Below are 230 nucleotides of genomic sequence, written 5' to 3' on the forward strand. Positions count from 1 at the left end.
CTTCTACATAGTTCGTTCATTGGATGACATCAATGAAGAGATGAGCTGCTCGTACGACTACTTCATTATCGAGGACCATAAACACTATCAATGTTATACCGCGTTGGAGGTTACTACCTACCAGCAGCAGCAAAAAGTCGACAGCCTGTTAAAATTAAATGAATCGCTGCACGAGCAGCTAGAAAACGCCCGGAAGGAGAATAAAGAATGGATACAAATTCTGCACTCCT

Annotated in this window: 1 protein-coding gene; it reads left to right on the plus strand. The window is 42.6% G+C overall.

Translation table 11 applies throughout. The features are described from left to right. Positions 1-230 (plus strand): hypothetical protein (locus LKX83_RS33010; protein WP_227887515.1); only part of this gene is annotated, 230 nt, incomplete at both ends.

Source organism: Cohnella baijiui, assembly GCF_020731285.1.
In the GTDB taxonomy this organism is placed as follows: domain Bacteria; phylum Bacillota; class Bacilli; order Paenibacillales; family Paenibacillaceae; genus Cohnella.